The organism is Paenibacillus sp. MDV22-iso6 (assembly GCF_058408365.1).
Map to the genome: position 1 here is coordinate 615,154 of NZ_JBZVDZ010000001.1, position 20,171 is coordinate 635,324.

The window sequence follows — 20,171 nt, forward strand, 5'->3', positions numbered from 1 at the left end:
ATTCGACTTACTTAAATGTAATATTCCAGTTCCGGGTAGCTGCCTGTAACAGACTTCTTCTCCATTTTCACTTGAAGGCCCAGCCGTTTTTTGATCCGAATCACGGCCATGCCGCATATCAATCCCGAAATAATAAGATAGAGGGGATGAATTCCTGCAAACAGAAGAACAGTTACGGTCACAATGGCAGCTATCGCTGTTGTTGTATCTAAGATAGAATACCTGGCCGTCCGATAAGCTGCCATGCTAATTAGTGCAATAATTCCACCGTTCATTCCTTTTAAAGCAGCTTCAAATTTGGGTTGGTTACGAAATAGGATGGCTAACAAGCTGATCAGGATCACAATCAAAAACGTGGGACATGTCACGCCGATGACGGCAGACACAGCCCCCGCAATTCCTGCCTGGCGATGTCCGATCATCGCAGCGGCATTGACGCTAACTCCTCCGGGGGCAGAGCCGGCAAGCGATATAAGCTCACCGATCTCGTCCTCTTGCATCCATTTTTTCTTGTTCACCACTTCGCGTTCAATAATTGGCAGCATCGCATATCCGCCTCCAAATGTGGAAGGACCGATGCAAAAGAAAGTCCAAAAAAGCTGGATCAGTAACATGAATTGTTCTTTCAGGTTTTGGATGCTACCCTTATCCTTTCCATCACGCATGATGAATTCGAGGCATCGGCATGGACTCCTTGCCAAGCTCAGCCCAGATGTATTTGAGCAGAAGCTCAGACTTGAGCTGGGTGTACTCAGGTTCATTCCACAAGTTAAAACGTTCATCGGGATCCTGTTCAAGATCGAAAAGTTCACCATAGATTTGATTGTAATAGACGGTGATTTTATACCGCTGTTCGATATATGTTTTTTGATGAATCGTCGTGGGTTCGTGTCGAAATTCGCAGAGAGCATGATTACGAACGGCTTCCTTGGCGCCCATCCACACTTTCTTCTGATCGATGCCCGTCATGGCGTGCGGAATTGCAATGTTGCAAAGAGACAAGAAGGTAGGAGCCAGATCGACCAGCGATTGTATGGCATTTGATTTTTTCGCAGCAGGCACCTCACCAGGGTATCTTACGATAAATGGGATTTTGATAAGATCTTCGTAATTGAATCCACCCTTGGCCTGAAGACCATGCTGTCCGAAGAAATGACCATGATCCGTTGTGAAAACGACGATTGTATCGTCTGCAATACCCAACTCATCCAGCTTATCGAGAATTTTGCCAATATATTTATCCATCATGCTGATCATTCCGTAATACACGCCGACCAGTTTTTTCTTGTCATACTTCGTTAGCCGGGATTTGTCGCCATATTCATAATAATGATGCGAACGGTAACCGTGAATGCCGAAGCCGGTTTCAACCAGATGCTCAAAATTCGGATTATCCTCCTGGGTCAGTTGAAAATGTGGTGGGTTACGATCATGCTCTCCAGGTGTTATAGAGGGAATCGTCAGATCATCGGGGTCATACATGGAATCCCAAGGTTCCGGTACCAGATATTCCGGATGCGGGTCGAAAAAGCTGGCCCACAGAAAAAATGGATCATCATCATGGGTGTATTGCTCCAAAAGTGAATTGGTTCGTTCGGCGATCCATGTGTTGTAGTGATATTGCTCAGGGATGGGCCACGTATACGTTACGGAAGGGTCCATCGTCCCAGTTGGGGGAAGGAAGTAATCCCTCCAGTTCGTACATCCCTGTTCTTCCAGCCATAGCGCGTAATGCTGACCGACATGCGCTTCATTCGTATGATTACGTGTTAACTCTACGTGGTCAAAGCCGTAAAATGGACCGTGGAAATGTCTCCAGTACTCCAAATCCTGTAAGATGGGATACGCTTCTGCCGACGGGTATTCCTCCGTAGATTTCAAAGGCTGAAAATGTGCCTTACCTACTAGGGCAGTGCGGTAACCTGCCTCCTGGAAACTGTCCCCGACGGTATGACGGTCTTCAAGCAGTTTTGTGCCTAACGTCCAGGCTCCATGCTGACTGGGATACATACCTGTAATAATAGAAGCACGGCTAGGGGTACAGGTAGGGTTTGGGCAATAAGCCCGATCAAACGTTGTTCCTTGCCGGGCAAGACGGTCCAGATTGGGCGTGGAAATCTCAGACTGAAAAGCTCCGATCGTGTTCCAGTGCTGCTGGTCACTAGTGATTAGCAAAATGTTAGGTGTTCTCGACAAGTGTAATCGCCTCCTAGTAAGATGATATTGAAAAAAACGAGTTATAAAAATAGCCCGGTGTTATATTTTTATTGTCATTTTGTTATGATCAAACAAAATAGGAGAAGGAGGGAACTCCCTACGATGCAGGAATATGAGTATGAGCATGCAGAATTCATCTACTATAAGCCAGGTTATTTGGATAAAGAAGAACACATCTGGCCAGTCCGGGCAGGGCGAAGTATAGCCAAATCCAATTACCGAGTTGGCCCCAAACGTATCGAGTGTTACAGTCTTCATTTTGTGCATGAAGGTAGGGTCAGGCTTGAATTTGATGGCAAGCGAGTGGACCTGCAGAAGAATGATCTGTTTTGTCTGTTTCCCGGCAGAACCTATTACTATCACATGCTTCCCTCGGAATCTCCGCTGAAAATGAACTGGCTGGCATTGGATGGGCCTAAAGTCAAACCTTTATTGGAGCTGGCTGGTTTAACTCCGGAAAGTCCGTTTGGCAAACAGATGTTTTCTCCACAGGTCCAGGAAACGTCCGAACGACTGATTCATGCATTAGCATGTGTGGAACGGTGGAAGCCAGCAGTATCGCTGGAGTTGCATGGGTTGGTATATGGATTGTTAGCCAGCCTTGTTCCAGACACCAACTACGCACAGCCTACAGAACTAGCGGGCTGGATTCATGAATGCATGGATTACATGGAATTGCATGCAACAGAGGGTATTTCCGTGCAGCAGGTCGCCGACTTCGCAGGGGTACATCGTTCATACTTCTCCAACATGTTTACCACTCAGGTTGGACTGCCTCCGTTAAAATTCATGCAGAGAATACGAATGGATAAGGCCAAACAGCTTCTAAAGGATACGGATGCTACCGTTACGGAGATTGCTTTGTCTCTCGGTTATCCGAATTTATATTCATTTACCAGAGCATTCAAAATCTATTATAAAGTACCTCCAATCATGATGCGGAGAGCCTCAAGCTGATCCTGAAAAAACGCATGTCCAGTACGGAGAACGCTTACTTTTTTATTGGATCTTGAAAAAGGAGACTCCCACAATGAAGCTCTCTACATTGCAGAGATGGATTTCACCGAAACGCAGCATTCAAGGAAAAATTTTTATCGCTTTTATTGCCGTTACCCTAGTATCCATTATTTTAATTACGGTCATTGTTTATATGAGCATGCGTGAAACGATTACGCAAAATGCGATTACTTCGGTTTCGGACAGCATAAGGCAGGCAGATGAATCATTGAACATAATGCTGGAAGAGATCGACCGTCTGAATACGGTCGTGGTGACTAACAAAAACACGGTTATTGACACTTTGCTCAGTCCGAATGAGGAAATCAGTTACGAGTGGTTTCAGGAACAGAAGCGGATGGATGAATTTCTATCGTCCCTGATCGATTATAAGGCCTATATTTCACGGATAGCTGTGGTGGGCCTGAGCGGAAAGGTATTTTTCTCAGGTGGACCTTGGCTGGACAGGACCATCTTGGGTACGCCAATGATGAATTACATGCTGCAAAATGGATCAAAGCACGCATATTTCAAGCAGACAGGAGTATCAGATGCGGTTACCATTGGTCGGGAGATTCGTTATAACCGTGCGACCATAGGGTTTGTCATGGTGGATCTTAATTATGAGTTTATCCAGAAAACATATGACGTGAGACCAACTACAGATAGCATGATCTATGTGCTGGACAAGGGAAATCAATTCATCTATGAAACCCGAACTGACTCACCTCTTACTCCATCTTATCAGCAAATTAAGAAGATCAATCAGCAATTTACAACGAATGGTGAAGCGGTCAGGCGCTACATTGATGGAAAAGAATATATCGTTGTTCGCCGTCAATCCGACTATACTGGGTGGAGTACTATTTCTTTGGTTCCGATGGATTCTCTGCTGACCGAATCGGTGAAGCTGCGCAACCTGCTGGCAGAGGTGTCCATTATTGTGTTTGTCGTTGTACTGATCGTTTCACTTCAAGTCTCTTCCCGAATTACCCTGAATATCCGAAAACTAAAATCACTGATGATGTTGGTGAAGGACGGAAATCTGACACTTCCCCAAAATGAGATTAAAAGTGAAGATGAGACAGGACAACTGTACCATGTCTTTAACGGTATGGTGGAAGAATTGAAAGATCTGCTCGAAGGAATCCGCGTCAGCGAGAAAGAGAAGCGGGAAGCTGAGCTTACTGCGCTCCAAGCACAAATCCATCCTCATTTTTTATACAATTCGCTCAATACGATCAAGTATCTGGCCAGGCTAAACGGAGTTCCAAACATTGAAGCGGTCTCGGGATCGTTGATTGAACTCATGCGAAGTGTCCTTGGTAATTCAAGCGAATTTCTTACGGTACGTGAAGAATTGGCTTATGTTGAGCACTACATTTCCATCATGAAGTACAGATATATGAAGCCGATTCGGATGATTACCGAAATTGAGGATGACGCATTGCTGGAATGCCGGGTGTTGAAGCTGATGCTGCAGCCCCTGGTTGAAAATGCAATTATTCATGGAATCGGACCACTTGAACAGAATGGATTCGTGTTGATACGGGTGTATGAAGAAGGAAACAATCTCCATATTGATGTGGTGGACAACGGAAAGGGGATCACGGAGGAGCAACGGGAGTATTTACTGAAAGGTACGGGTACAAACGGAGAAACATCACGTTTTAGTGGAATGGGTGTACGTAATGTACACGAACGAATCGTTCGCACATACGGCGACTCATATGGTGTCCATTTGTGCAGTGAACCGGGGGTGTACACCAAAGCTGAAATTTGGCTCCCCAAACTGGAGAAAAGTATGGAAAATACCAAACGAGAGGTGATATAAGCCATGTTTCAGGTGCTACTCGTCGATGATGAACCCTTAGTACACCATAATCTATGGACATTATTGGACTGGGCTGACTATGGATTTGAATTATGCGGTCAGGCGCATAATGGGTTAATTGCTTTAACGATGATTGAGCAGTCGCCACCGCATATTGTCATTATTGATGTAGATATGCCTGAAATGAACGGTGTAGAGCTCAATCGGGCTATCAAGGAACGTTTTCCGTGGATTAAGACCGTTATGCTCAGCAGTTATGACGATTATGACTATGTGCGAGATTGCCTGAACAATGGCTCCATTGATTATTTGCTCAAGCATCGATTGGATGAGTCAACGCTGCTCAACATCCTGAATAAAGCCGTATCGGAATTGCAGCAGGAAGATCGGTTGCGTGAGAAACAGGTCGCCGAGAGTGCCATGGCCGAGAAAGGGAGTCCCGAGGTTATGCGCGAGTATTTGCTGTATTTACTCAAAAGACAGACGAAGACAACGTACGGGTTTGAAGACGTTTCCCAGAAAGACAATCTGTATCCGCATGCGTCCAGATATGCAACCGCAGCTTTACAGATTGTTCCGTTCCTGCTGCTGACAGAGTCATACAGTGACGTGCAGACCAATGGTCTGGTTCAGCAGGTGGTCGATATGATGCAGCAGAGCCTGGGTGATATCCATGAGCGGACAGCGGTGTACGTTGAGGAAGGGCGATTTGTTATCGTGTTTTCTTTCAGGGAACGAAGCGAGCACATCATGCAGCGTGAGGTAGATGGACAACTGCGGAAGATTCAGCATGCGTTGGAACTGTTCCTGAATCTGCAAAGTGTAACCGCAGTAGGGCCAATATGCACCAGTCTATCACAGCTTGCATCCAGTTACTGCTCCGCCGAATACGAACTCGATGGAGCTTCGTCTGTGAAAACGCTCAGAAGCCATACCCTCCAAGTTAAAAGTCCATGTTCGGACAAGCGTTCACATGAAAACGATCAGAGTCAACGAGTTTCTCTGACCATTGAGGAGCACAAGCAGCTTCTGTTATCCATTGAAAGGTTTGACAAGCAAGGCGTGCATCAATTGATTTCCACTATTATTGCTTCGATTGACCACTTGCCTATCCATTCACATACGGTTCAGATGATTGTCAGCGAGCTCATGCAAACGGGTGATAAAGCATGGAGGACCTGCTTGCCTTCCACAGATCCAGCGGTAGCTAATCTGCCTTCAAGAAGCGAGCTTGGGCGCATGAAAACGATAAGAGAACTGGAGCAAGGCCTGCAGTCCTTTTTCTCCAGTCTGTTTCATTTGTTGAATCAACATCGTGTAATCGGTTCCTATTCTCGCCATGTCACGCAGACGATCCAATTCATTCTGGAGAGGTATTCCGGTTATGTCACATTGGAGATTGCGGCAAGCGTTATCGGCCTGAATGCCTCCTATTTAAGCAGAATATTCAAGGAGGAGACGCAGCGGACTTTTTCAGAATATCTGAATCAGGTTCGGATTGACGCAGGGTGCAAGCTGCTGGACAGCGGCCGATACTCGATTAAAGAAATAAGCTTGCAAGTGGGATTTACGACACACAACTACTTTTTCAAAGTATTCAAAGAAATAACGGGTTTAACACCGCAAGCGTATTTGAGCAATCCAGGAAAAAGGAAGAACGAAACGAAACTCCCGACTTTGCACTTGGGAAACTAGGCAGATAAGAGCAGAACTCTAAACTCGTAAAATATGTGGAGTAAAGGGTCATATTATTGTAATTACCTTCCATGCCCGGTGAATTATAATGAGCACACACCAACCGTGAACGCTTACAAATTACGTTGGTGATAAAGAATTGTGGGGGGCACAACTTTATGCGCAAACGCTGGGGAAGAAATATGATCATGATGATGATCGCTTCCAGTTTGATGCTGGCTGGATGCAATTCCGGTGGAAGCAATAACGAAGCTTCACCAGAGGTTTCGAAGAACGACGTTCATACGAACGGGTTTCCGATTGTGGACGAACCGGTGAATCTCAAGATGTTTACCCGCATTGCACCCGTAAATGGCCCTTTCAAGGAGATGCCGGTTTTCCAGGATTACGAGAAATTAAGCCATGTAAAGGTGGAATTCATTGAAGCGCAGACGGATGGTTTTCAGGAGAAAAAAAATCTGTTGTTTGCTTCGAATGAACTGCCGGATGCCCTGTTCCGTTCAGGTATTTCCCCGCTTGAAGCCATCCGCTATGGCTCTGCCGGCCAATTGATCCCACTGGAAGGTCTTATCGATGAATATGCTCCGAATTTGAAGAAATTAATGGAACAATATCCCGAAATTCGCTCAGGCATTACTACACCAGAGGGCCACATTTATACAATTCCGGGTATTGTTACGCTAAGTGCGGCGCGTACGGATAAGAAATGGATCAATCAGATGTGGCTGGACAAGCTGAATCTGAAAGTGCCGGAGACCACCGAAGAACTTTACAATGTATTGCTTGCCTTCCGTGATGGTGATCCGAATGGAAACGGCAAACAGGATGAACTTCCGATGACAGCCCGCGTAGGATTGGCTGTTGTAAACGCGATGAGTGGGTCATTCGGATTGGATTCACAGCTCGGCTATAACATTAATATTGAAAATGACAAAGTTAGTATCTGGATGGGCAGCGACCAGAATAAAGAAATGCTGATGTACTTAAATAAGCTGTATAAGGAAAAGCTGCTGGATCAGGAAATATTTTCACATACGGAAGCGCAATATCTGGCCAAGCAGGGATCGGGAAATACAGGTTTTTTCTTTGACCAGACGAATAATAACTTCTTGTCGATCAAAGACCAATATACTGGTATCGCCCCACTGGAAGGTCCACAAGGTGACCGTTTACAGAGTCAGGCTCTGCCAGTAGCCAGGGATTTTGGAGCCTTTGCAATCACATCCGTCAATAAATATCCTGAAGTCACGATGCGTTGGATTGATTATTTCTACAGTGACGAGGGTTCTACCCTGCTCCGATTCGGAAGAGAAGGCGAGCATTACGAGATGAAGGATGGTATTCCTTACTATAAAGAGGACTTCCTAAAAGAAATCAGTAACCAGGCCAAAATTACGCCTTATGCCGGCGGAGGCGCGCCACATCTCATCAGTGAACAGGTTGCTTCCTTTATCAATCCACCTCAGGTGCAGGAGGCGCAGCAAAAGCTCGATCCGTTCATGCCAAAAGTTCGCTATGCGGCTCCGATGTTTGATGAGCAAACCGCCCAGGAAGTTAACATCCTTCGAAATGATATCGATAAATATTACGAAGAACAGAGTACAAAATTTATAGTCGGTGCAATCGGTTTTGACAAGTGGGAGCAATTCCAGGCCACGCTCAAAAAGATGAGAGTTGAGGAACTGGAGAAGTTGTATCAGGATGCCTTTGACAAGATGCAGAAATAATGCTGAAACATCATGGATGAGGAGCAGTTGCCTATGAAAAGCGTCAAAACCGATACAACGATGACGATGCCACGAAGCCATCCGAAAAAGAGTTCAGGCCTGTTAAGACAAATGGGTAAAAGATTGGACCTGTACCTTATGCTGCTTCTGCCAGTCACTTGGTATGTGGTATTCCACTATGCCCCTCTGTATGGACTGCAAATTGCGTTCAAAAATTTCAATCCGGCTAAAGGGATTCTGGGCAGCAGCTGGGAAGGCTTTGGACACTTCGAACGATTCTTTGATTCCTATTATTTCTGGAGACTTCTATGGAATACATTGTCAATTAACTTGTTCTCCTTATTAATTGCTTTTCCGATTCCGATTCTGCTAGCACTAATTATTAACGAAATTCGCAATAAAACCTTCAGCAAGTGGCTGCAGAATATTACGTATATTCCCCACTTTATTTCAGTGGTCGTTATCGTTGGCATACTGAATGTGTTTCTCTCGCCTCATACGGGTCCAGTCAATCTGTTGATTGAGGCTTTCGGAGGTACACCGATCCGTTTTCTTGAGGAAGCAGGTTGGTTTAAAACCATTTTTATCAGTTCGAATATATGGCAGAACATGGGCTGGCAATCCATCATCTATATTGCAGCTTTGAGCGGAGTGAATCCGCATCTGTATGAAGCTGCCAAGATGGACGGAGCATCAAGGCTGCGGCGCATTTGGCATATTTCGCTGCCCGGCATCGCTCCAGTCGTCATCATTTTGCTCATATTGGATATCGGTCATTTCATGAACATCGGGTTTGAGAAAATTTTGTTGATGCAAAACAATCTCAATCTGGAATCGAGCGACGTCATTTCCACGTTTGTCTATACGACAGGTATTCTCAAGGGAGAATACAGTTATACAGCTGCTATCGGGCTTTTTAATTCAATCATTAATCTGCTGTTACTTTTACTGGTCAATCGGATTGCGCGCAAGACGTCTGAGACGAGCTTATGGTAAAGGAGGGTAAGATCCCATGTCCAAGCAGGCGACAATACAAACCAGTTCCAATGAACGGATTTTCGATGTAATCATCTACATCATAGCCTCAATCATTATCATCGCTGTGCTGTACCCACTGATTTTTATCGTGAGTGCTTCGTTCAGTGATCCCACAAAAGTATTAAACGGAGAAGTCTGGTTACTACCCAAAGGACTGACGCTGGATGCTTACACGAATATTCTACACAACGAGAAGATTTGGCTGGGGTATCGTAATACGATATTTTATACGGTTGTGGGCACTGTGATTAACATTATCATGACCGTATTGGCCGCATATCCTCTTTCCAGACCTGACCTTCCTGGACGTAATGTAATCATGGTTTTCATCACGCTAACAATGTTCTTCAGTGGCGGATTAATTCCAACGTATCTATTGGTCAAAAATCTGGGCATGGTGGATACGATGTGGGCTCTGATCATTCCCGGCGCAATCGCCACGTACAATCTAATCGTGATGAGAACGTATTTTCAGTCGAGTATTCCCTGGGAGCTTCAAGAAGCTGCCCACATGGATGGGTGCTCCAATTGGCGGCTGCTTGTGAGCATTATCCTGCCCCTGTCCAAGCCGATCCTGGCCGTGATGGTGCTGTTCTATGCCGTAGGCCATTGGAATTCTTTTTTTAACGCGCTCATCTATATTCGTAACGAAAATCTGCATCCGCTTCAGTTGGTACTGCGCGAAATTCTGCTGATCAGCCAATCCGATGCAGTGGACGGCAGCCTTGGTTTGGAAGACAAAATCCTGCTCGCGGAGAGCATCAAGTATGCGGTGATTATCGTCTCCAGTTTGCCTGTACTGTTGATGTATCCTTTTGTGCAGCGCCATTTTGTTAAAGGGGTCATGATTGGATCGATTAAAGGTTAAATCCATATCAACCACAATGATGGAGGACTTATGTTGAAATCAAACGCCAGAATTAGTATAGATTGTAGTCGTGTAAGCGAACACACGGTCAACCCTTTTTTGTTTGGGCATTTTGTGGAAGACATCCGAGATCATATGGAAGCGATGCTTGCATTTCCATTGAATGATATGGACTTTGAAAGCGAGGCTGAATCAAGCGCTTCTGTATCGGGAAGCTGGAGTACCTACACCAACGGAAGAAATACGCAATATGCAATGGAAGCCCCGGCTCCCAGACATTCGGGTCGCGCTCAGCGTATTCGTATCTTTAGTGATGATGAAGCTTACGCCGGGATTGCACAAAGCTGCGCATTGAAAGGGCCTATGGACTACACCGTTCGTATAGTTGCGCGAGCCTCCATCGAACTCCAGTATTTGATGGTGGAGGCGGTCGATAGACGTACGGAAGAAGTGCTCGGTCAGTTGAAAATCGAATTGCACAGCCATAACTGGCAGGATTATGAAGGACGGCTGAAGATCCTACGTGCTTGTTCAGATGCAGAGATTCGGGTGTATGTTCCGACAGAGCATCCAAGATGGATCGATCATGTCTCCACGGGAATGCTCTGGCTGGACCATGTGTCTTTATTGCCTGTGGATCATATTGCTCTGGTAAAAAGCGAAATAATAGAGATGACCAGAGAACTAAACGCAGGCATGATGAGACTTGCAGGGAACTACATTAGCGCCTATCACTGGGAGCATGGCGTTGGGCCGATTCTGGAGAGGCCAGTCATGTACAACGAGGCATGGGGAGGATGGACCAGCAAATATTTCGGAACGGATGAATTTATCCGCTTTTGTTACGAGCTGGAGGTGGAACCTCTGATTTGTGTGAACGATGGATCGGGTACACCTCAAGAGGCCGCCCAATGGATTGAATATTGTAATGGAAGTGTAGATACCCCAATGGGGGCTCTTCGGGCGAAGAACGGATCTCCGGAACCATATCATGTGAAGTATTGGGAGATCGGCAACGAGGTTTGGGGGCAATGGCAAGTTGGAGCTTGCTCTGCGGAGCAATTTGCGGAGCGGACCGTACAGTTTGCCAAAACGATGAAGGAAGCAGATCCTTCCATTGTATTGCTGGCCTGTGGACATTACGAGCAGGATTGGAATAAAACTGTGCTTGCTCTGGCAGGGGAGTATATCGATTATTTAACATTACATTTGTATCACGGCTACGGTGCCTTTGGCATGAATCGGGATACGCCGGCTGAGGATCGGTATAAAGCAATGGCTAGTTATCCCGAGTGGACCCGGCACTATATACACCAGACAATGGAGGTCATTCATTCCGACATCAAGCATCAGCATGTGAAGCTGGCCATCACCGAATATAACACGATGTACTATCCAAACACTGTGCGAAAAGGACTGCCAGACGAGCATACCCTTGGAGCAGCCGTGGCGAATGCCGCCAATCTGAATGAAATGATTCGTTGCAGCGATAGCGTGCAAATTGGCAGTTTCTCCGATCTGGTCAATGGTTGGCTTGGGGGATGTATCCGTGTCGGGGATTTCTATGCGGATCAATATCGGGGCAAGCATGCTGGATGGAGTGGACACCCACTCACGATCTATGGAACTCCAACCTATGAAGTATTAAAGCTTTACGCGAATCGGGATATTCATCATATCCTGCCTGTCGAAGCTGAATGTGGAACATTCTCTGTAACTTCAAACCAAAAAACGCCTGTAGAGCTGGATGCACTCCCCGATCTGGATGTTGTAGCCGGAATGAATGTTGATGGCAGCAGGGTCACCTTGTTTATTGTGAACCGAAGCTTGGAGGAAGTATCGGTTAAGCTGGATTTACAAGTTTTCGATGCGAGTGAAGAGGGGACCTTATATGAGATTACCAGCGATTCGCACAATAACATCAACTCCGTGTTTCAACCCGATCATATCAAGTGCGCAGAACGGAGTGTTTTGACTGAGGATTTGCAGCGTGGTTACGTATTACGTCCTTCATCCATCTACGTGCTGGAGTTTGGAAAGGTAGACTAATTGTCTCGACATCCCGGACTGTAGACAAATAGGGTTTCAGAACCTTTACCTAAGTTCTGAAACCCTATTTTCTGTTCTGTGGTGTCTTGACCACCAATCAATCCGATACTTGCCTGATGAAAGTAGGCAATTTAAATAATTACTTGTTTTCGCTTATACAAAACGGGTATTGCCGCTGCTATAAGGATCACACCCATAATGGCGGGTGCAGCATGACCAAGCGATACATAGATTTGACCTCCAATGATAGGACCAATCATTCTTGCTAAAGCCTGGATAGATTGGCTACCGCCTTGAACCCTGCCTTGTTCATTAGAATCGACAGATTTGGAGAGCATGCCATTGAAGGAAGGCCCGAAGATCGAATCACCAAAACCAAAGATAAACATGCCCACGATAAACAGTGGATAGAATGAGAACAAAGTAGATAGTGCGATCAGACTGTAACCTATAATTTCTGAAATCATTCCAAGAATGGCGATCTGTTTATCGCTAAGCTTTTTCAAAAGCTTAGGCATGATGAGACCTTGTGAGATGATATCCTGGACACCCATAATTGAGAACATAAGTCCGATGATTGCAGGCTTCCAATTGAAAGTATCCATTGAAAATTGTGAGAAAACGGCCTGTAAAGATCCGTTGGGTATCCAAAGTAAGAAGGCTGAGATCAGTAGTCTGTTTAAGTTTTTCATGGAAAGCAGGTTTGCAAGCTGTATGAAAGGATTAAGTCTCACCAAAGTAATTTCTTTCAGTCTATGTGTCTTGTCAAGACTCTCAGGCATAAAAAAGAATCCATATATAACATTCACCAAAGTTATGATTGCTCCAAAATACATGGGTGCAGAATAATCAATCTTGGCGAGTAATCCGCCAACAGTCGGGCCAATGACGGTGCCTACACCTACAACCGCACTCACCCATCCAAAGTATTTGGTTCTCTGTTCGGGTGGGATGATGTCCGCAAAATATGCGAAAATTGTACCTATGCTTCCGCCTGTTACCCCCTCGATTATACGCCCCGCAAAGAGTATCCATAGGGCTCCACCTATGCCGAAAACCAAGTATCCGATTGCGGAACCCAAAAGGCATACCAGGAGCAATGGACGACGGCCATATTTATCGCTCAGAGCTCCAAGCACGGGGGACGCAAAAAATACGCAAAAGGCATAAACAGAGGTCAGCAGCGTAACAACGATAGCTTGTTCTCCTGGACTGCTTGTATAAGGCTGTACTAGAAATGGGACAACAGGCGCGATAATACTGAAGCCTATTCCGCAAAGAAACACAGAGATCAGACCGAATAATAAAGCGTGTTTGTCTATGGTTTGTTCTGTGTTCTGTGTATGATGTGATCGTGATTTAAACATTAATTTCTCCTCTCAAACGTCGTGATTTTATTTCCTTGGAAACATTAATATCGTACAACTGCTTTGTTTCCTTGTCAACAAAATAATAACAATAAAAAAACAGCCTGTTCTCAAATAGAGTCCGGCTGCCTTTAGTTTAACTTTCATTATTGAGATTTATTCCGACTTCAGATCTGTACCCAGCTTCTTTATTTCTGCATCCAGATGCCGATTATACTTGTCCACGAAGTTAAGCATACTGTCAAATTGTTCGTCGGTTACCTGTTCGAATACAACTTTATCTCGCTCTTGAAACTCGTTGTGAAGATCCTCATGGATTTGATAAATGACTTTCCCTTGCTCTGTAAGCCTAAAATAGATCTCTTTCTTGTTATCTGATTTCTGATAGCTTTCGATCAGGCCTTTTTCTATGAGCTTCTTCGTTAATTTACTTATCGCACCTCGAGTCATATAAAAGGACTCTGCAAGCTTTGTTACATTGGAATCTGCATTTTTTTCAATGTATTCGATGCAATGTACTTCAGAAGGTTTATACCCCTTAAGACTTTCTTCCATCTTATCTTTATTAAGCCAAACCAGCTTGTTATATAAGTCCCTGAAACCCACTAAGACCTGTTCCTCTTTATTCATGGCCTATCCTCCCACCCATTGGTGCATTACAATATTATATTCAATTTTGGTTTCCAGTTCAAAAATATTGAAAACAATTATTTAGGAAGGGATCTATACGTGATAAAAGAGAGACAAAAGCTTCTAAATTACAGTGTGAATCAAGGTTAATTTCTGAATAAACTTTTTTCTTAACGACATACTACTTCAGAAGAGGTGGTAAAATTTGCAGCGAATCCATGAACAGGATCTTCACGATATTGAAAAGCAACTCTATGACCGTTTCGAAAAGAGCACGGATTTCAGCAATAAGGACGTGCTTATCGCCAATCAGAAATTCAGAGCATACTTCGTGAAAACGCTAGTCGATCTTCCGACAACGTTGTCCACAATAAATCAAGCGGCAAGTGGTAATGAGAACGAATCTTTTCTGAAAATGTTCAGTCCTTTTGAAGAAGAAGCATCCATGTCATTGGACGAACTATGCAACAATCTTCTGCATGGAAAACTTGTGTTGTTCAGCACAAAAGGATTAGCAGCAGTCATTGAACCGGAACATCCTGGAATTTCACGATCCGTAAGCTCACCAGAGAGCGAGAATCCCCTTCAATCCGCGTTCGATGCTTTTACAGAAGATATTGATAAAAATATAGGTTTGCTGCGAAAAAAAATGATATCCGACCAGTTGGTAATTGAAAGCAGAGAGACTGGGACCCAGTCGACCAAGAAAATTGCCATGGTGTATTTGGAGGGAGTAGCCCAAACCAAAGTTATTGCGGCAATTCGGGACAAATTGGAACAAAATAAGGACAAGGAACTGACTACGGTAAGGGACCTGCTTAGTATACTGGGGCATCCGAAATTCTCCATAACACCAACGTATATCTCTTCGGAGTTACCTGGGGAGATGGTACAGAATCTGATGAATGGTAAAGTGGTTATACTGCTTGACCAATATTCGTTTGCATTTGCTTTTCCTGCGATTATAACGGATTTGTGGTCAACAACGTTGGACGTCAACTACCCGTATCTATTTCAGGTGTTTTTACGAACCATCCGGGCGATTGGTGCACTTCTGGCCATCACACTTCCGGGTCTGTATATTGTGCTTAATTCGGTAAACCCGGAACTGTTGCGAATCCAGTTAGCCATCACGGTAGCCAAGAGCAGGGAAGGGGTCCCTTATCCTTCGTTGATCGAAATGCTGCTGGTAATGTTGCTTCTGGAGATGATTATCGAAGCCACGATTCGACTACCAAAGAACATCGGACCCACCATAACCATGATTGGCGGTATTCTGTTGGGTCAAGCCATTGTCCAAGCTAAACTTGTCAGTAATCTATTAATTATTATTCTTGTTGCCTCTGCGATCGCTAATTTTGTGCTGGCGGGTTATATGAATACGACGGGTATTCGAATGTATAAATATGTTGTCATGATCATCAGTTCCTTCTTTGGGATATGGGGTCTTGAGGCTGCGATGATTTGGATTATATTGTATTTTTCCTCGTTGAGTACTTGCTCCGTTCCCTACTTAAGTTTAAGTGTGAAAGGAAAGGCTCAGGATGAATAAAGCCCAGATTCTTACTATGTTTGTTCTGCTTCACCTCGCTTCGATCTTTGCCATCTTTCCTGAACGGATCATCTCTGCGACTTCAAAAGGACACTGGGAACCCATAACGATCCTCTTTTTGGCAGAGCTACTGGTTCTATGGATGTACTTAAAAGCGTTGTCGCAGTTTCCGGGGAAAACAGTGGTGGACATCTGTAATGAATCACTGGGCAAATGGGTAACGAGACTGATCGTTCTGCCGATGTTGATCTTCCTATATATCGAGCTGTTATTGCTTATGTACTTCCAGTCTGTCGAAATCAAAGCTGTATTACTACAGAGAACACCGCCAGTAGCAACATCAGCTCTCTTTATCGTTCTGTGTTTCTATGCTGTTTGGAAGGGACTCGAGGTCATGATTCGGGCGAGCATCGGATTGTGTATTCTCTTGATGCCATTCATTTTTTTCTCCATGATGATCAGCATCCAGAATTTCAGAATCAGCTACATTTTTCCGATTTGGGATAGTGGAATGTCGTTTTTCTCCAATTCGGATTTCTATGTATGTACGGTCATTTCAGCCGGGTTCCTATTCCTTGGCATGATTCCCTCCAAGCAACGGCTTAGTTTTGGTAAAGCAGCTGCTGCGGTTGGTATCATATTTGTGTTTGCTTTGGGATCTGTATATGTTCCGCTTCTCGTATTCGGTCAGGAAACGGTAATTCATTTGCAATATCCCATGCTTATGGCATCGGATACCATTGATTTGGAGTGGGTTGTATTTGACTGGCTTCCAAGCTTCTACGTGGTAGCCTCCAGTGCGCTGGGTGTTCTAAAGGTTTCCGTTTTACTCTGGATTCTGGTGTCCCTGCTGAATCAGTTATTTATGCCGAAAATCAATCGATTATGGGTTCTTTCCGTGGTGTGCTTCACCTTGTACGTGTTCAGTCTCATGATACCGGATGTCAACGCTTTGAATTCATACCTGTACCTGAATTCTTTCTTTTGCGTTTATAGCGTTATCGGTTTTCCAATCATTGTATTCCTCGCGGCGCAATGGCAGCGAAAGAGGGTGAGTACATGAACATGCGCATCATCAAGACTCTGATTTTAGGCTTATCTATGATGATGTTACTTCCGGGATGTTGGGATACCAAGGATATTAACAAACAATATCTGCCTGTTGTCATGGGAGTGGGAAAGGGAAGCACGGAAAAATACAGGATCATTCTCCAAATACCCGATGCATCAGGCAAAACCCAAATTCTTGACAAAGAAGCGAAATCCATCAGTAAAGCCATTGATTTGATTCGCACGGATTCCGAAAAAAGCATCGAATTGGTACATTTGAGATTATTGCTAATCGACAGGAAAGTCGCAGAGCAGGGAATTGATAACATCATCAATTTTGCTGTGAGAGCGAATGATATCTCGATTAAAGGCTTGGTAGGGGTTATTGACGGTGATTTTGAGAAGACGATGTATCATCAAATTTCGCCAACACCTGAAATTTCTTCCTACGACTTTTTTAGCCAGGATGCCGGGTGGACGCCCAATCAATCCATCGTCCGAATATGGGAAGCTTATCAAAACCAAAATTCATATACGGAAGACATGGCCATCCCCATGCTCAAAAACGGCGATCGAACTTTGTTCACCTTTAAAGGCACGGCCGTGATGCGGGATGACCGCATGGTAGGAACGCTCAATCAGGAAGAGACACTTTTGTTTAATTTATTTAAAGGGAAATATTCAGGGGGAACCATTGAAGTGGCACAGAACACGAGTGTTCTTATTCAAGACACTAAAATCAAACACAAGACCTCCTGGTCGGAGAACGGGCCATCCATCCTGACGGATATTCTTCTCAATGTAGTGATTACGGAAAGCCCTGAAAGTAAGGGTAACGCGGTGATTGAGAAAGAAATGAAAGAACAGATCAGCCAACAGTTTAATGAAACGGTAAGGAAGGTTCAATCTTTTAAATCGGATGTATTGGGTGTAGGCATGATATTTCGACCCCAACTGTCGGAGGGGAAATTAAAGGAATGGAAAACCAAGTGGTTTCCGAAGCTGGAGCAAAAGATCAACGTTCGTGTCAACGTTCTGAACGAAATTTATTTTAAAGAAAATGCCAATGATAATGATAGTCAGGGGCAAATGTTAAAAAAATAGCTTAGCATTGTTAACTCCGCTATAAGCGAGGAAAATGCTATACCGTTATGAAGTCGCCCTGGTGGCGACTTTTTTTATAATATCAGAAAGGTTCAGCGTGAGTTTTTATTTATGAAAGATTCAGCTCCAATAACGTATTCACTTGTTCTTCCATGACATGAGGTGGATAGGGCATTTGGTTTATAAACCACCATTCCACAATTCCCACATACGCTGGCGCAAAGAATTGAAGCAAAATATCTTCACTTATCCCGCGATTTTTTCCCTCTTTCATGTCCCATCCGTTCTTTATATCCTTGATAACAAATTGGAGAAAACGGCTGCGAAAGAAGGGTGCTCCTTTACTTGTTAACATAGCTGAAAAGAATAAATAGTTGCTCTCAAAGTATTCAAACCAGCTCATTCCCCCATCTGTAGCATTCGTTTCAGATTCGGATTCACACAATACCTGTAGTTCGTTCACATGTTCCTCGATGAGCTTATCCAGTAAATCATACTTATCCAGATAGTGAAGATAGATGGTTCTGCGGCTAACATTCGCTGTGTCGGAAATATCCTGAATCGTAATCTGGTCGAAATGCTTTTGAGACATAAGTTCAATCAACGCTTTTTTAATGGCATCTTGAGATTTGAGTATTCTTCGATCCACTTTGGGCATTTCGAGTCACCTGACTTTCCTCTGTTTGTATCCAAATTTCCACGATCTGTGCACTAATGCACAAATCATCATCTTTTAGTCATTGTAGATAAGACGTACTTTCTATAATAATACACATAAGCGCAAAAATACATTCTTGTGCATTTATTTTTTATCTGCGTCATTCGTAAGTTTAGAGAATGAATCAGAAATAGTGAAGGAGTTTTGCTTGTGGTCAAATCAAATCATGTACTCATGTATATATTAATTATCGGTGTTTTCGGCATCCTAACTACAGAGATGGGAATCATTGGGATATTACCTCAAATAGCTGATTATTTTCATGTCAGTGTTTCCAAGGCTGGCTTACTCGTGAGTCTCTTTGCACTCGCTGTTGCGATTGCGGGTCCTACGATGCCTTTATTATTTTCCGGTATAAACCGTAAAACGGTGATGTTACTCGTGCTCGGTATTTTTGTTGCATGTAATATTATTTCCATCTTTGCACCAACGTTCACCGTTGCCCTCGTGGCTCGTATCATTCCGGGCTTTTTCCATCCCATTTATTGTTCATTGGCTTTGACCGTAGCAGCGACCTCTGTAAGCAGTGAAGAAGCTCCCAAAGCGGTATCTAAAGTAATGCTTGGAGTCACCGCAGGAATGGTACTTGGCGTACCAATCACAAACTATATCGCGAATGGAACATCGGTAGAAATGGCAATGGTATTCTTTGCGATCGTAAACGCGTTGGCATTTCTGGGTACATGGATATTTATCCCCTCTATGCCTGTTAAGGAAAAACTTGCGTATGGAACACAATTGGGAATCTTAAAAAGAGGTATCACTTGGCTAGCCATCGCTGCAGTGATCCTTATGGCTTCGGCAACAGCAAGTGTGAATAGTTACATCGCAGAGTACTTGGGCTCTATCACTCATATTTCGGGAAAAACATTGAGTATCGTGTTATTTATATATGGTTTAGCCAGTCTAGTGGGAAACGTGGGGGGAGGCAGGCTGCTTTCTAAAAACACACGTAAAACCGTTATACTTTTTCCCGTAGTATTGGGCATCGTATATCTTTTATCCTTTTGGACGGGCACATCCACTGGACCTATGATTTTAACCGTGATTTTATGGGGAGTATGTTATGCAATAAGCAATCTAATTGGTCAGTATTGGATCACCTCTGCCGCGCCAGAAGCGCCCGATTTCTCGAATGGTTTGTTCCTTTCATGCGGTAATTTGGGAATAACCTTGGGAACTGCTGTAGGCGGGCTGTTCATCTCGGGGATTGGCACACAGTACATCGTGCTTGGAGGTGTATTGTTCCTGGTACTAAGTCTGTTATCCATTTTGCTGAGAATTCGATTATTTGACCCCGTAAAAAAACAACATGTAAGCTAAGCA

General features: G+C 44.2%; 16 protein-coding genes. 11 read left to right on the top strand and 5 right to left on the bottom strand.

Features of this window, described 5'->3' with window-relative positions:
- Positions 1–11 precede the first annotated feature (11 nt).
- Positions 12–665: a chromate transporter gene (locus tag AC4PM4_RS02645; RefSeq protein ID WP_491612671.1), complete on the bottom strand. Its 654-nt coding sequence runs from the start codon at positions 663–665 to the stop codon at positions 12–14.
- Positions 658–2,196, bottom strand: a complete 1,539-nt coding sequence (locus tag AC4PM4_RS02650) for a sulfatase family protein (protein ID WP_491612672.1) — start codon at positions 2,194–2,196, stop codon at positions 658–660. The genes AC4PM4_RS02645 and AC4PM4_RS02650 overlap by 8 nt, the downstream gene beginning before the upstream one ends.
- Positions 2,197–2,319: 123 nt before the next feature.
- On the opposite strand from AC4PM4_RS02650, the gene AC4PM4_RS02655 reads away from it, so the two are divergent.
- From AC4PM4_RS02655 to AC4PM4_RS02685, 7 genes are all read left to right on the top strand, one after another.
- Positions 2,320–3,174 (top strand): AraC family transcriptional regulator, encoded by an 855-nt coding sequence (locus tag AC4PM4_RS02655; protein ID WP_090949808.1) that lies wholly within the window; start codon positions 2,320–2,322, stop codon positions 3,172–3,174.
- Positions 3,175–3,247: 73 nt separating this feature from the next.
- A complete protein-coding gene (locus tag AC4PM4_RS02660; protein WP_491612673.1) occupies positions 3,248–5,047 on the top strand; it encodes a sensor histidine kinase in 1,800 nt (599 codons plus the stop codon).
- 3 nt (positions 5,048–5,050) lie between these two features.
- Positions 5,051–6,742: a response regulator gene (locus AC4PM4_RS02665; protein ID WP_491612674.1), complete on the top strand. Its 1,692-nt coding sequence runs from the start codon at positions 5,051–5,053 to the stop codon at positions 6,740–6,742.
- A gap of 158 nt (positions 6,743–6,900) precedes the next feature.
- Positions 6,901–8,469, top strand: coding sequence for an extracellular solute-binding protein (locus AC4PM4_RS02670; RefSeq protein ID WP_491612676.1), 1,569 nt, complete (start codon positions 6,901–6,903; stop codon positions 8,467–8,469).
- A gap of 33 nt (positions 8,470–8,502) precedes the next feature.
- Positions 8,503–9,465, top strand: coding sequence for an ABC transporter permease (locus AC4PM4_RS02675; protein ID WP_274566875.1), 963 nt, complete (start codon positions 8,503–8,505; stop codon positions 9,463–9,465).
- A gap of 16 nt (positions 9,466–9,481) precedes the next feature.
- Positions 9,482–10,375, top strand: coding sequence for a carbohydrate ABC transporter permease (locus AC4PM4_RS02680; protein ID WP_076288464.1), 894 nt, complete (start codon positions 9,482–9,484; stop codon positions 10,373–10,375).
- A 33-nt stretch (positions 10,376–10,408) separates the two neighbouring features.
- Positions 10,409–12,424 (top strand): alpha-L-arabinofuranosidase family protein, encoded by a 2,016-nt coding sequence (locus AC4PM4_RS02685; RefSeq protein ID WP_491613063.1) that lies wholly within the window; start codon positions 10,409–10,411, stop codon positions 12,422–12,424.
- 131 nt (positions 12,425–12,555) lie between these two features.
- Here the strand turns inward: AC4PM4_RS02685 and AC4PM4_RS02690 are convergent, their stop codons facing one another.
- Positions 12,556–13,791, bottom strand: coding sequence for an MFS transporter (locus AC4PM4_RS02690; protein WP_072732784.1), 1,236 nt, complete (start codon positions 13,789–13,791; stop codon positions 12,556–12,558).
- Positions 13,792–13,947: 156 nt separating this feature from the next.
- A complete protein-coding gene (locus AC4PM4_RS02695) occupies positions 13,948–14,421 on the bottom strand; it encodes a MarR family winged helix-turn-helix transcriptional regulator (RefSeq protein WP_063565106.1) in 474 nt (157 codons plus the stop codon).
- A gap of 205 nt (positions 14,422–14,626) precedes the next feature.
- On the opposite strand from AC4PM4_RS02695, the gene AC4PM4_RS02700 reads away from it, so the two are divergent.
- Genes AC4PM4_RS02700 through AC4PM4_RS02710 form a run of 3 tightly spaced genes read left to right on the top strand, consistent with a single transcriptional unit; the run spans position 14,627 to position 18,127 of the window.
- Positions 14,627–15,973 (top strand): spore germination protein, encoded by a 1,347-nt coding sequence (locus tag AC4PM4_RS02700; RefSeq protein ID WP_491612679.1) that lies wholly within the window; start codon positions 14,627–14,629, stop codon positions 15,971–15,973.
- Positions 15,966–17,036 (top strand): GerAB/ArcD/ProY family transporter, encoded by a 1,071-nt coding sequence (locus AC4PM4_RS02705; protein WP_090806200.1) that lies wholly within the window; start codon positions 15,966–15,968, stop codon positions 17,034–17,036. Before AC4PM4_RS02700 ends, AC4PM4_RS02705 begins: the two co-directional genes overlap by 8 nt.
- On the top strand, positions 17,033–18,127 hold the full coding sequence (locus AC4PM4_RS02710) for a Ger(x)C family spore germination protein (protein ID WP_491612680.1): 1,095 nt from the start codon (positions 17,033–17,035) through the stop codon (positions 18,125–18,127). The genes AC4PM4_RS02705 and AC4PM4_RS02710 overlap by 4 nt, the downstream gene beginning before the upstream one ends.
- 109 nt (positions 18,128–18,236) lie before the next feature.
- Here AC4PM4_RS02710 and AC4PM4_RS02715 read toward each other — a convergent pair whose 3' ends face one another.
- Positions 18,237–18,785 carry a TetR/AcrR family transcriptional regulator gene (locus tag AC4PM4_RS02715; RefSeq protein WP_063565102.1) on the bottom strand — a complete coding sequence of 183 codons (549 nt, stop codon included), beginning with the start codon at positions 18,783–18,785 and terminating at the stop codon, positions 18,237–18,239.
- Between the two features lie 210 nt (positions 18,786–18,995).
- Between AC4PM4_RS02715 and AC4PM4_RS02720 the strand changes: the two genes are divergently transcribed.
- The gene (locus AC4PM4_RS02720) at positions 18,996–20,168 is read left to right on the top strand and encodes an MFS transporter (RefSeq protein WP_491612682.1); all 1,173 of its coding nucleotides are present in this window, start codon (positions 18,996–18,998) and stop codon (positions 20,166–20,168) included.
- Positions 20,169–20,171 lie beyond the last annotated feature (3 nt).